The sequence below is a fragment of the Lysinibacillus sp. FSL K6-0057 genome, from assembly GCF_038630885.1.
GTDB lineage: Bacteria > Bacillota > Bacilli > Bacillales_A > Planococcaceae > Lysinibacillus > Lysinibacillus fusiformis_F.
In genome coordinates, this window is the sequence record NZ_CP152047.1 from 3327791 (window position 1) to 3340059 (window position 12269).

14 protein-coding genes are annotated in these 12269 nt (G+C 37.5%); 4 read left to right on the forward strand and 10 right to left on the reverse strand.

Annotation, left to right across the window (positions count from 1 at the left end; translation table 11 throughout):
* Nucleotides 1-9 precede the first annotated feature (9 nt).
* Nucleotides 10-1611: a sensor histidine kinase gene (locus MHB40_RS16615; RefSeq protein WP_342532984.1), complete on the reverse strand. Its 1602-nt coding sequence runs from the start codon at nucleotides 1609-1611 to the stop codon at nucleotides 10-12.
* A 90-nt stretch (nucleotides 1612-1701) separates the two neighbouring features.
* On the opposite strand from MHB40_RS16615, the gene MHB40_RS16620 reads away from it, so the two are divergent.
* The 3 genes from MHB40_RS16620 (at nucleotide 1702) to MHB40_RS16630 (ending at nucleotide 4963) form a co-directional block, all read left to right on the forward strand.
* Nucleotides 1702-2751, forward strand: coding sequence for a TRAP transporter substrate-binding protein (locus tag MHB40_RS16620; RefSeq protein WP_342441000.1), 1050 nt, complete (start codon nucleotides 1702-1704; stop codon nucleotides 2749-2751).
* Nucleotides 2752-3013: 262 nt separating this feature from the next.
* Nucleotides 3014-4273, forward strand: a complete 1260-nt coding sequence (locus MHB40_RS16625; RefSeq protein WP_205444427.1) for a dicarboxylate/amino acid:cation symporter — start codon at nucleotides 3014-3016, stop codon at nucleotides 4271-4273.
* 153 nt (nucleotides 4274-4426) lie between these two features.
* Complete coding sequence (locus MHB40_RS16630; protein WP_342532985.1) at nucleotides 4427-4963, forward strand: hypothetical protein; 537 nt, start codon at nucleotides 4427-4429, stop codon at nucleotides 4961-4963.
* A 75-nt stretch (nucleotides 4964-5038) separates the two neighbouring features.
* On the opposite strand, the gene MHB40_RS16635 is transcribed toward MHB40_RS16630, so the two are convergent.
* Nucleotides 5039-5665 carry a hypothetical protein gene (locus MHB40_RS16635; RefSeq protein ID WP_342532987.1) on the reverse strand — a complete coding sequence of 209 codons (627 nt, stop codon included), beginning with the start codon at nucleotides 5663-5665 and terminating at the stop codon, nucleotides 5039-5041.
* Between the two features lie 297 nt (nucleotides 5666-5962).
* On the opposite strand from MHB40_RS16635, the gene MHB40_RS16640 reads away from it, so the two are divergent.
* Complete coding sequence (locus tag MHB40_RS16640; RefSeq protein ID WP_004227198.1) at nucleotides 5963-6142, forward strand: hypothetical protein; 180 nt, start codon at nucleotides 5963-5965, stop codon at nucleotides 6140-6142.
* 65 nt (nucleotides 6143-6207) lie between these two features.
* Here the strand turns inward: MHB40_RS16640 and MHB40_RS16645 are convergent, their stop codons facing one another.
* The 8 genes from MHB40_RS16645 to rpoD form a co-directional block, all read right to left on the reverse strand.
* On the reverse strand, nucleotides 6208-6747 hold the full coding sequence (locus MHB40_RS16645; protein ID WP_205444434.1) for an NADPH-dependent FMN reductase: 540 nt from the start codon (nucleotides 6745-6747) through the stop codon (nucleotides 6208-6210).
* 214 nt (nucleotides 6748-6961) lie between these two features.
* Nucleotides 6962-7210: a DUF2164 domain-containing protein gene (locus MHB40_RS16650; protein WP_205444435.1), complete on the reverse strand. Its 249-nt coding sequence runs from the start codon at nucleotides 7208-7210 to the stop codon at nucleotides 6962-6964.
* A 113-nt stretch (nucleotides 7211-7323) separates the two neighbouring features.
* The gene (locus tag MHB40_RS16655) at nucleotides 7324-7548 is read right to left on the reverse strand and encodes a hypothetical protein (RefSeq protein ID WP_342532989.1); all 225 of its coding nucleotides are present in this window, start codon (nucleotides 7546-7548) and stop codon (nucleotides 7324-7326) included.
* A 14-nt stretch (nucleotides 7549-7562) separates the two neighbouring features.
* Complete coding sequence (locus tag MHB40_RS16660) at nucleotides 7563-8684, reverse strand: Nif3-like dinuclear metal center hexameric protein (RefSeq protein ID WP_342532990.1); 1122 nt, start codon at nucleotides 8682-8684, stop codon at nucleotides 7563-7565.
* Complete coding sequence (locus tag MHB40_RS16665) at nucleotides 8685-9377, reverse strand: tRNA (adenine(22)-N(1))-methyltransferase TrmK (protein WP_342532991.1); 693 nt, start codon at nucleotides 9375-9377, stop codon at nucleotides 8685-8687. It lies immediately after the preceding gene.
* Between the two features lie 165 nt (nucleotides 9378-9542).
* Nucleotides 9543-9905 carry a cytochrome c550 gene (cccA, locus tag MHB40_RS16670; protein ID WP_205444443.1) on the reverse strand — a complete coding sequence of 121 codons (363 nt, stop codon included), beginning with the start codon at nucleotides 9903-9905 and terminating at the stop codon, nucleotides 9543-9545.
* A gap of 416 nt (nucleotides 9906-10321) precedes the next feature.
* Nucleotides 10322-10888, reverse strand: coding sequence for a hypothetical protein (locus tag MHB40_RS16675; protein WP_205444445.1), 567 nt, complete (start codon nucleotides 10886-10888; stop codon nucleotides 10322-10324).
* A 245-nt stretch (nucleotides 10889-11133) separates the two neighbouring features.
* The gene (rpoD, locus tag MHB40_RS16680; RefSeq protein WP_004227165.1) at nucleotides 11134-12261 is read right to left on the reverse strand and encodes an RNA polymerase sigma factor RpoD; all 1128 of its coding nucleotides are present in this window, start codon (nucleotides 12259-12261) and stop codon (nucleotides 11134-11136) included.
* Nucleotides 12262-12269 lie beyond the last annotated feature (8 nt).

Here is a 12269-nt window from a genome sequence, read left to right on the forward strand (position 1 = left end):
TCCATCCCATTATGCATAATAAAAGGTGATTAAAAAACTTGTGCCTTTGTTTGGCTCACTGATGACTTCAATATCACCCTGTCCTTTTTCGACGATTTCTTTTATTAAAAATAACCCTATTCCACGGTAGTTTTTCTCTTTTGTAGAATAACCATTGTCAAAAATGTGCTGCTTGACCTCTTCCGTCATGCCAACACCGTTATCGGTTACTAAAATAGCTAGTACATCATCATCTTCATCCACAGAAACATGAATCACTTTCTCCTCACCCTGTACATCCTTTAATGCATCAAATGCATTTTCTATTAAATTACCAAAGAGAATGACGAAATCATGATGATCCAAATTAGGTGGAAAGGATGTTAGTCGGCTTTCACGATCAATTTCCAGCCGAATTCCTTGTTCTTTCGCATAGGAAATTTTACTGAGCAGTAGTCCAGATATATTTTCATTTTTTATTCGTTCATTTAAAAAGTTAGTGATTTCATCATGCTCTTCCTTCACCTGTGTTAAGTAAGAAAGTGCCTGGTCATGATGACCTAGCTGTAAAAGACCTGCTATTGTATGCAGTTTATTTTTATGCTCATGTGTTTGCACGCGAAGGGCTTGGACAAATGCCCTCACTCCTGTTAATTCTTCGGCAAGTTTTTTCACTTCCGTACGGTCCTTAAACATGGCCACTGCCCCAACAGTTTCGCCATTAACCTGTATCGGAATTCGATTACTCATAATACTATGATTATTAATATACAGCTCACGATTAAATAACGGCTGATCCAGCTCTAAAATTTCAGGAAGTCGTGTATCTGGCAGGACATGAAAGATTTTCTGTCCTATCAATGTAGAGGGGTTTTCATTGACCCCTAAGATATCACAGGCTTTTTCATTAAAAATCGTAATGGTCAAATCATTATCGATAGCAATGATACCTTCATGCATGGCATTAAACGTTTCTGTACGTTCTACATACATTTTGGCAATTTCATGCGGCTCTAACCCAAACATTTGCTTTTTCATATGCAGCCCCAATGTTCGTGCTCCCCATGCACTAAAAATCAACGATAATAGAACAGTAATCATTAGTTCGGTTTGCATTGATTGCAGTAACTCCACTACTGTAAGAACACTGTACCCCACTACTGTGACACCTATTTGTCGTCCTTCATGGTTCATAATTGGGACAAACGCACGAACCATATTACCATGTTCCCCACGTGCAATCGAGGTATAGTAATGCTCTGAAAAAGCAGCGTTTAAATCTCCAGAATGTGATATTCGACCAAGTTCCTGACTATTAGGATGAGAATATTTCCGTCGTTGCATATCAAGAACAACAATATATTTTGCCCCATTGATATCACGGATTTCTTCTACGACAGGGTTAATATGCTGTATAGCCTCAGCGCGATTTTCACTCGCAATATATGTTTTGATTTCAGGGAGCTGTGAGACGGTTTTTGCTACAAGAAATGCCTGATCACTTAGTTTGGTCTTTTGCTCATTCATGACAAAACCTAACAAAAAAGTACCACCAATACTAAAGGAAAGCATCAGAATAAAAAAAGTCAGAGACATAATTTTTCTCTGCATGGATAACTTGTGAAATTTCATATGACCGCCTCCCTCCTACTATATTTTAGCTTACTCCATATGTTAGAATAACAAAAACATCAGAAAATACGAATAAATTGGGTGTATTCAATGAAAAAATTTATTATTGGAACGATTATAACTGTGTTTGTATTAATCGTCTCTATCAGTGTTCAGCAAGGATTACTATTCGCCAAGCCATTACCCTATGATGATGAGCAAAAGGGCTTAGACACACAGATAACGATTCATTTAAGTCATGTCGTCGCTGAAAATACGCCTAAAGGACAAGCTGCCAATAAATTTGCTGAGCTAGTAGAAGAAAAAACACACGGGAAAGTCAAAGTACATGTCTACTCCAACTCCTCTTTATTTAATGATGAAAATGAATTTCAGGCATTGCAAAAGGGTGACGTAGAAATGATCATCCCTACTTTTTCGAAGATGACAGCCTATGTTCCTAATTGGCAGGTGCTTGATTTACCCTATCTATTTAATACAAACGAGGAAGTAAAGGAAGTTCTAACGGGTTCTATTGGTGAACAATTAGTCAATGAGCTAGAGCAAATCCATATTAAAGGACTTGGCTTTTGGTACAATGGGTTTAAGCATCTAACCTCTGTCGATCACCCTATTCATACATTTGAAGATTTACAGGGCTTACGCGTGCGTACGATGCCAAGTAAAACATTAGAAAAGCAATTTGAAGTGGTCAAAGCAACACCTATACCCATTTCTTTTAGTGAGGTTTTTTCAGATTTAGAGAAACATGCGATAGATGCACAAGAAAATACCGCTTCTAATATCTATTCAAAGGGTTTTTACAAAGTACAAAAACATATGTCGATCACCCAACATGGTATTTTGGGCTATGCTGTGTTAATGAATGAAACCTTTTGGAATTCTCTACCTGTCAAAATTCAGCATCAGTTGTTGGATGCTATGAAGGAAACAACCGATTGGCAATTTGAGCAGGCTGCGCTGATGAATGAACAAGATATGGAAAAACTGAAACAGCTAGATGATTTTGATGTGTATACAATGAGTCCACAAGAGAGACAGCGCTTTAAGGAACAACTCGCCCCTGTCTATGATTTTTATAGAGCGCATATTCAAAACGATCAAATCTTAGCAGAGATTGAAAAAATCGTTGCTCCCTAATACTTTTGTTCATTAATGAAAGATCCTTACAAAACGTAAGGATTTTTTCTTTTGTATTATAATAGATTCAATAAACTCAAATCTACTATAAAACAGCTCAAAACCCTTGATATTACTAGCTTCAATTCCCCCACCATGAAAATGACCAAAATGAACAATACAACCATTACGGTCATAAGCACTATTGTCGGAAAATTTCAGCTATGATAACCACATGAAAGCGTTCACACAATATTCAAAGATGTTGTAGGGGGAGAACTATATGCGGATAAATTTAAAAAACTTAACAGTACAAGTATTGATCGCCATTGTACTAGGGATTATCGTCGGAGCAACATTCCCAGAATTCGGGGCAAAGCTCAAAATCTTGGCGGATATATTTATTAAACTGATTAAAATGTTGATAGCACCAATTATCTTCTTAACAGTCGTAATTGGCATTGGTAGTATGGGGGATGTTAAAAAGGTTGGGAAAATTGGTGGCAAGGCTTTAATTTATTTTGAAATTGTTTCGACCTTTGCTCTTGCAATTGGTTTAATCGTTGTCAATATTGTACAACCAGGTAAAGGTTTTAATACAGATGCGGCAAGTGGTGCTGATGTTTCACAATATACAGAAGCAGCTGCTGCAGAACATGGTTTAGGTGCATTTATTATGCAAATAATTCCTGAAAATGTAGTAGGTGCTTTAGCAAACGGTGAATTATTACCAGTCTTATTCTCAGCTGTTTTATTTGGATTAGCCGCTGCAGCAATCGGAGAACCAGCTAAACCTGTTATTAAATTTTTCGAGCAAGTAGCAGATATTTTCTTTAAAATCGTTAACATGGTGATGAAACTATCTCCTATTGGTGCATTCGGTGCCATGAGTTATACAATTGGAAACTTTGGACTTAAATCACTTGGAAACTTAGGATTTTTAATGTTATCTGTTTATCTTACAATGTTTATTTTTATTGTTGTGATTATTGGATTGATTACCCATTACTTCGGCTTTAGTATTTTTAAATTTATTAAGTACATTAAAGATGAGATTTTTATCGTTATCGGAACATCTTCATCCGAATCTGCACTACCTTCCATGATGCGTAAGCTCGAAAACTATGGCTGTTCAAAGCAAGTGGTAGGACTAGTTATTCCAACAGGCTATTCATTTAACTTAGATGGAACATCCATTTACTTATCAATGGCGGCTATCTTTATTGCACAAGCCTATGGTGTGGATTTAGATATTTGGCATCAAATTACGTTATTAGCCATCTTAATGCTTACTTCTAAAGGAGCAGCTGGTGTAACAGGCTCTGGCTTTATTACACTTGCAGCAACATTAGCAGCATTTCCGATGATTCCTGTAGAGGGGATTGCCCTTTTAATCGGCGTAGACCGCTTTATGTCAGAAGCACGTGCTGTCACAAATCTAATTGGGAATGGTGTGGCAACAGTGGTCGTGTCAAAAATGGAAAAAGAATTTGATACAGAGCAGGAAAAACGTGCTCTGTCAGGGCATACCCAGATGCCATAAAATGAAAAAGGCTGCTGAAAGCGAAATAATTCGCTATTTCAGCAGCCTATTCATTTATAGTAGATAGGCATGTTGATAAAAAGGATCGTAGAGCTCATTTCTTGAAACCTCCTCGACTGCTTACTCGTATAGATAATGACTGGAGGTTTCTTTATGGCAACATTTACACTTACCTATCCGAAAGGCTTTAAAAGCTTTACCGATATTCCGATCGTGAATGAACACAACGAAACAGTATGTGTGCTTCAAAAAATGGAACGATCCTCTACTGGTAAAGTACTGAATGCTGTCTTGCTGGTAGCGGCACAGCAAACATTGCCTTATCGTTATGAAACACGCACTACATTAGGTGCACCACTTTTTCAAGTACAATCGACCCTGTTAACAAAAGGAGTCAGCCATCAAATTGTCATGCCTAATGGTAGCTTGATACCGATTCAACGGAAAACAGTGCAATTATTAGAATCCTCTTATTCATTCAAGATGGACGATTTAGAATTTCGTTTTGAAAAGGATTTTACCTCTACTGCTTATTTATATTGCAATGATGAAAAGATTGCTAGTGCAAGCTCTATGGAAACTGAACTAGTACTTACAGGTATACAGTTTAAGCTTTTCCATACGGACGATATGCACTTTGTTGCACTCCTCGCAACCCTTTATCAAGCACTCTTTGCAATAACTACATAGTCTAGCTATAAACATGACAAAGGCATCGAGCGTCTAATTCTCGATGCCTTTATCATGGGTCATCTTTCTACAAGGCTAATTTATTTTTTCTCGCTGTACATTTAATATGTTAATGACATAGGAATCATTTTGTGATGCTTTTGCTTGTACAATCTTCTTGATGGCTTCTTCCATCCTCAACGCTAACTCAAGTGCCTCATGAGTGGCACCCTTTATCGTTGTTTGAATTGTAATGGTCGTTCGATTTTCAATGACTAAATATTCGTATACATCAAAAGCTTCTAAACCTGCGATTAAATCTTCCATCAATAGGTTTATATCATCCCCCATCATCTTGTTGTTATCGAGCAAGGAGGTAAACTCCCACCTTTCAAAGACTATGGGATAGTCCTTTAATGGAGACGTTAGAATAGCCTTTTTTGCAATGGATTCCATATCTTTTTTGACTGATTGAAAATAGTCTTCTCCGCCTACAACTTGAATCACTAATTCCTTTTCTTCAGTCGTTTTGACGTCAACGCCGACATACTTTTCAAGGAGCTTATCCTTCAACCGAGATAGACTCAACTCTTCATTTGTAATAAGCGAGTGAGCCTCTTTATTTGCTTCTGACCTTTTCTCTCCTGCTAATTTATCAAATAGGATTAACATAGATATAATGACTACTAACAGTCCGATCACAAGCCCAAACCGTTTAACCATTGAATCTCCCTCCTGATAGGAAGGTATGTCCCCTTTTACTACAATATTCCCTTTTCTAGCTTGAAACAGCAGATACTTTTCGTACTAAAAAACGCAGTGTCAAATACAGTACTACTCTCCTTCATAAGGGAAATCAGCAAATGTTCAAACTGGTCTATCAGATCTTGTATCGCTTACTTTTTCCCACATATTCCGGGACGCGAAATAAATTTGCTTTGTTTTGTCCTTTCTGTGCCATGCTTCTCAAAAAGGAGTACACTTAAGAGGTAGTAATTCTATCATTTTGGAGGGTTTTATATGGAATCAAAAGCAGCGGATATTAAAAATATGCTGACATTAAATCTGCTCATACAAATCTTAGAGGAACGTGGCATTATGACAGATAAAGAATTAAAAGAGCGCCTCACAAATACTGTAAAACTATCTTCTATGGAGAATGATTTAAAAGAAAAAGTCATTGAAGAAATCAAACATTAATGGATTTTACCTTATCAAAAAACGACCGCTTTCTGAAAGCGGCCGTCTGAATCATATTCTTGAGGTTATGATCGAATTGTTTTCAAAGCCGTTGACCATGGTACAAGCTGATCTAACATTTGATGAACAGAATCTGCTTGCACCTCTTTTGGTTTAAAGACAGAACCGTTTTCAAAATCAGTAAATAATGATAATGCTGGATGCACTCGAACATCGGCAACTAGTAATTCTCCAAGAATTCCCCGTAAATGCTCTGCTGCACGTGCACCTCCAACAGAACCGTAAGAGACGATACCAGCAGCTTTATTGTTCCATTCCACTCGTAAATAATCTAATGCATTTTTTAATGCACCTGTAATGGAGTGATTGTACTCTGCAACAATAAAGACAAAGCCGTCACATGCTGCTACTTTTTCTGACCATGCAGCTACACCAGAAGTATCTCCTCCTGGCTCCCCTAAAAACGGTAATTTAAAATCAGCGATATCAATTATTTCATATTCCGCATCACGACGTTTTTCCGCAACTTCCTTTACCCAAGTTCCAACTTGTGGGCTTACACGACCTTCTCGCGTACTTCCTAAAATAATACCGATTTTTAACATATGACGCCTCCTCTTATCATCCATTCTTGTGACTCGATCACGGTTCATAGTACGTGCTCGCCACTCGTAACCATTTTGGTCAGGAAAATATCCCTTTATTCATCACCAGTTAATTAGCTCCGAATAGTTAGAATTAAATTATCTTTAATTCAAGATTAAGGTACCATCAATCTTTATTTCCTGTCAAATATTTAAATTAGAGGGATAAAGAGGATTATTTCATTTGAATGGGCTGCTCCAATGCCTCTAATTCCTCATCAATAGAGGCGTATTGTCTTTCCACTACATACTTAGCATCAGACAAGGCAGCATTATAAATATAGGGAGCAATATGCTCTTTAATAAAATCTAATACACGCTCCGCTTCAAACTCACTAATGTCTTCATCACGCTGATTATAGAAAAATCGTTGAATATCAGCAAGAATCATTTCTTGCTGATCTTTGGATAAACGGATAAACAAAATAACTCTCTCCATTTCTGCTAATAAATTTTATCTTCATCTTATCACTATCCATAGATTCCTTGCATACAAAAAGGCTGAAACACTAGTTCTACTAGCGTTCAGCCTCCATTTCATTTTTTACATTCAAATGAATAGCTCGTGGATAAAAAATTTTTTTCCTTTGATACTATCGCTTGTCTCCCATCATCTTCACATTGCTGTGTCATTGCATCGATTTTCTTATCATTGACCATATTTGTCATTACCGTCATACCAATACCAAAAACAACGATGAATAAACCAATCATGATCCATAGCTTGCCGGCCTTATTGCCAGCTGGTCTTTCATTAGCCATATTTGTTCCCTCACTTATACAAATAAAAATGGTTCTGTATGGATGGTTGATTGGACGAATTCAACCAGATATTTTTTATTCTCACATAGTTCAGCCATTTTTTTTGCTACTCCCGCAATCATCACCTTTTCTACATGATGACCAGGATCTACTATTTGCAAGTCAATCGCTTGTGCGTCCTGTGCTGTATGGAAGTACATATCACCTGTTAAGAAAACATCTGCTCCTGCACGTTTTGCCGCATAAATATATTTATTGCCGTCTCCACCTACAAGCGCCACTTTGCTGACCGTGGATTGTAAATCCCCAACTATACGAACTGCCGGGACATCTAGTTGTTGCTTTACGAATTCAGCAAATTGTTGCAACGTCATTTCTTGCGTTAAGTAACCAACACGCCCTAATCCCATCACATTTGTTTGCTGCTCAAGACGTATTACATCATAGGCAGGCTCCTCATAAGGATGACTAGTCAACATGGCCTTTAACACGCGACTTTTAATGGATTCAGGAAATACGACTTCTACCTTCACTTCTTCCTCCACATGTAATTCGCCAACAGAGCCAACAAACGGATTTGCTCCTGCTAATGCACGAAATCGTCCTTCTCCAGTCGTTGTATAACTGCATGCTTCATAGTCCCCAATACGACCTGCGCCAGCCTTTGCCAGCGCCTCACGTAATGCTTCCGCATTGGCAGTTGGTATAAAGACTGCTAGCTTCAACAGATTTTCAGCATACGTTTCTTCTAATATTGAACGATTTTTTAGCTGTAGGGCATCTGCTAGTAAATCATTGACTCCACCTTCAGCTACATCTAAGTTTGTATGAGCAGCATATACAGCAATATCATGTTTAATGAGCTTTTCATATAAACGCCCTGCTGGATGATCTGTGCGGATATTCGCCAGGCGTCTAAAGATTGGTGGATGATGAGCGATAATCAGCTCACAGCCCTTTTCTATGGCCTCATTTGCAACGGCTTCATTGACATCTAACGTCACCAATACTTTGTTTACAGGTTTGTTTAGGGTCCCTATGGCTAGTCCAATTGGATCATTGTCCATACAAGCTAGTTTTTTGGGTGACCATGATTCGAACACTTGAATAACTTCTTGGCCATTTACCGTTTTCATCTACAAAACTCCTTCTACTAAGTGTATCAGAGCCATTAACTCTGCACGTTTTTCTTCAATTTCAGGTGTCTGTTCTGCTCCTTCAATGGATTGTAGTACACGTTGCCAGTTGTCTTTTTCGCGCAACCATTTTTTCGTAAATACCGGTGATTTACGCAGGCTTAGTTTAGGCCCAAACAAAATCTCTGCTGTAGAGAGCTCCATTTGCCCTCTTTGTAACACAAGGATTTCATAGATTTTATCATCTTCCTCTAAAATCTCTTCATCAAGAATCGCCCACTGTTGTGCTAAAGCCCACTCACGAATGACTTTAGCATGTATATTTGGTTGTAAAATAAGACGTGTGACACCTTGAAGCTTCTCTGGATGTTTCTCTAGAATGGAAACAATCAATGGTCCACCCATCCCAGCTATCGTGATTGTATCCACATGGTCAGCTTCTTCAATTGCTGCTAATCCATCTGCAAGGCGGACTGTAATTTTTTCAGTTAAGTTTTCCTTCTGTACTTGTCCTACAGCTGATTCATAAGGCCCTTTTACAACTTCCCCTGCTATGGCATAAGAGGCTGTTCCATTATGAATTAAATAGCATGGTAAATAGGCATGGTCACTACCAATATCCGCCATGATCGCTCCTGTGGGAACAAATTTTGCTACTGCTTCTAATCGCTTTGAAAGTTTTTGTGCGTTCATTTTTATACCGCCTATCTTCAATAGAGTCCATTAATAGTATGGATGATGTCGTGAAAAAAAACAAATGGAGTTGTCTCACATTTCTATGTGGACAACCCCATCTTCATGATTCTTTAAACCTAAAAAGTAGCTGTACGATTTCAGTACAGCTACTTGTCAGTTTTACTATTCTAAAGTAGAAATGTATTCAGCGATTGCTTTTGCTTCCGCTTCAGTTTTCATGTTTGGTTGCATTGGAGTACCTTCGATACCCTTAGTTAAAACTTCTACGATATGAGCTTCATCTAAGCCATGTAGGTTTGGACCCATACCACCAGTTAAGTCACCACCGTGACAACCAATACAAGCTTGTACTAGTGCTGAACCATCAGCATCTGCGTCAGTTGTTTCTGTAGTAGTTTCGCCACCACCCTCATGTTCAGCAGCAATTTCTTTCTTGTTATCTGCACCTTGTAAAGACATGAAGAAAATAAGACCAATACCAAATGCCAGAATTAAGATGTAAGGAACGACTGGATTGTTTTTCATAAGTTTCCCCTCCTCATTTTAAGTCTACTTCTATTATAATATAGAATCAGTCAACATCTAATATTGTACTTCATTAACAAAGAAACGAAAAGCCCTATTCGCTAAGTTTTCCTTTGTTTGTAACAAATTCGACATTTCTGTATCTATTGGATAAAATATGTCTTGCCAACATCCAAAATTGGTCAAATTTATCCTTTTATACAATTTCTTTTTCATTATATTCATGCTGTTATCATACCCTTTTCACGCATTCATATACCCAAAAAGTAAAAATCTGCACGCTTAAAATCAGCGTACAGATTTTGAATCTTCTTAGGTTAAAACTTTAACATGATGATGTTCTTATTATAGATAAATTGTCACAAATTATGGTAGATGGAGTCCTCTGCACATCGATACAAAAAACATTCGCTAAATCAAGATAAATTTATGATATAGTACCCAATCAGTGCTATTAATCCTAAAGCACCTGAGACTGTGAAATATAGAAGTTTCATTTTGATACCTGACCAAAGCCAAATGACACAATTCATTGCAATCAAGCAAAATAAAACCATATTATTTCCACTAAAATATGTAGTACAAATGCGGATCGACATACTAAATAACAGAATAGCCGCTAGTACATGAAAAATAGGGGCTAGTAGATGTTTTTTTTGTGCCATTTGCCACGCAGCAATAAATAAGATGCAAGCGCCTACTCCCACGATTACTGTAAAAATCAATGTTAAAGATTGCATTGTAAAATAGAGTACCAAAACAGCCATTATGGCGATACATAGACCTACTACTAACAGGATCATTTTTCTTTTTTCTGATGGCAAGACCGCTTGTTTAGGATGTTGCACTGGTTCTAACTCCTCTATATCAGCCCCCTCTGTATAAAGAGCTGCTAAAAAGTCACAATAGTGCTCAGGTAAAAGTTTATTTTGCTTCCAAAACAAAATTTCATTAAGGATTATTTTTTTCCGAGGATTTGTCATAGTGTTAGCTCCAAACATTGCTTAATAATGGTTGTATTACAATTTTATCTCACACTATTTGAAAACACATCTGTATAAAGTCGCAAATCTAGCATTTCCCTCATTCTAATTATCTATCATTGCGTAACATCGATAGGTGAATAGCAGGGCTAATTTCTTTTTGTTCACTTTTCATTTCTATAAAAAAGGAGCTATACCAATTAGTCATTTTCTCACTACTTGGATAGCTCCAGCTATTTTTAATTTTATTCTAAGAAATCTTTTAAACGTTTACTGCGAGAAGGATGGCGTAATTTTCTTAGTGCTTTCGCCTCGATTTGACGAATACGTTCACGTGTTACGCCAAAGACCTTTCCTACCTCTTCTAATGTACGTGTGCGGCCATCGTCTAAACCAAAACGTAAACGAAGTACGTTTTCTTCACGGTCTGTTAACGTATCTAGTACATCCTCTAATTGTTCTTTTAACAGTTCATAGGCTGCATGGTCGGATGGAGATTGTGCTTCTGAGTCCTCGATAAAGTCTCCTAAATGGGAATCATCTTCTTCTCCAATTGGTGTTTCAAGAGATACTGGTTCTTGTGCAATTTTTAAAATTTCACGTACTTTTTCAGGTGTTAAATCCATTTCTTCTCCAATTTCTTCTGGAGAAGGCTCACGACCTAAATCTTGTAAAAGTTGACGTTGTACACGTATTAATTTATTAATGGTTTCGACCATGTGAACAGGAATACGAATCGTACGCGCTTGGTCAGCAATCGCACGTGTTATCGCTTGACGAATCCACCATGTAGCGTAAGTCGAGAATTTAAATCCTTTACGGTAATCGAATTTTTCAACAGCCTTAATAAGACCCATATTTCCTTCTTGAATTAAATCAAGGAATAACATTCCACGACCAACATAACGTTTTGCAATCGATACAACTAGACGTAAGTTTGCTTCTGCAAGACGTTTACGTGCTTCCTCGTCTCCTTGCTCTATACGTTCTGCAAGCGCAATTTCCTGCTCAGCAGATAATAAATCTACTCGGCCAATTTCTTTTAAATACATACGTACAGGGTCATTGATTTTAACACCTGGTGGCACACTCAAATCATTTAAGTCGAAAGTTTCTTCGTTCGCTTCTTCTTTCATTAGACTCTCTTCTTCAAATTCTTCTTTTCCAATGATTTGAATATCTTTATGCTTTTCAAGATCCTCAGCGAAATGGAAAATTTCTTCGTTTTCCAATTCATAAGGTGTTAGTTTCTCTGAAATTTCTTTCATTGAAATTTCACCTTCTGTTTTCGCTTTTTCTTGTAGGAATTTTTTTGCATCATCTAATGTAATTTCTACTTCTATCTCTTTTGAACGTTCTGACTTGTCCGCCATAAACCTTC

Excerpts from the sequence above, each read along its gene's own strand:
- MHB40_RS16625 (WP_205444427.1), top strand. The coding sequence starts at position 3,014 with ATGCGGATAAATTTAAAAAACTTAACAGTACAAGTATTGATCGCCATT.
- MHB40_RS16640 (WP_004227198.1), top strand. The coding sequence starts at position 5,963 with ATGGAATCAAAAGCAGCGGATATTAAAAATATGCTGACATTAAATCTG.
- MHB40_RS16675 (WP_205444445.1), bottom strand. The coding sequence starts at position 10,888 with ATGACAAATCCTCGGAAAAAAATAATCCTTAATGAAATTTTGTTTTGG.
- MHB40_RS16630 (WP_342532985.1), top strand. The coding sequence starts at position 4,427 with ATGGCAACATTTACACTTACCTATCCGAAAGGCTTTAAAAGCTTTACC.
- rpoD (WP_004227165.1), bottom strand. The coding sequence starts at position 12,261 with ATGGCGGACAAGTCAGAACGTTCAAAAGAGATAGAAGTAGAAATTACA.
- MHB40_RS16635 (WP_342532987.1), bottom strand. The coding sequence starts at position 5,665 with ATGGTTAAACGGTTTGGGCTTGTGATCGGACTGTTAGTAGTCATTATA.
- MHB40_RS16665 (WP_342532991.1), bottom strand. The coding sequence starts at position 9,377 with ATGAACGCACAAAAACTTTCAAAGCGATTAGAAGCAGTAGCAAAATTT.
- cccA (WP_205444443.1), bottom strand. The coding sequence starts at position 9,905 with ATGAAAAACAATCCAGTCGTTCCTTACATCTTAATTCTGGCATTTGGT.
- MHB40_RS16645 (WP_205444434.1), bottom strand. The coding sequence starts at position 6,747 with ATGTTAAAAATCGGTATTATTTTAGGAAGTACGCGAGAAGGTCGTGTA.
- MHB40_RS16660 (WP_342532990.1), bottom strand. The coding sequence starts at position 8,684 with ATGAAAACGGTAAATGGCCAAGAAGTTATTCAAGTGTTCGAATCATGG.
- MHB40_RS16655 (WP_342532989.1), bottom strand. The coding sequence starts at position 7,548 with ATGGCTAATGAAAGACCAGCTGGCAATAAGGCCGGCAAGCTATGGATC.
- MHB40_RS16615 (WP_342532984.1), bottom strand. The coding sequence starts at position 1,611 with ATGAAATTTCACAAGTTATCCATGCAGAGAAAAATTATGTCTCTGACT.
- MHB40_RS16620 (WP_342441000.1), top strand. The coding sequence starts at position 1,702 with ATGAAAAAATTTATTATTGGAACGATTATAACTGTGTTTGTATTAATC.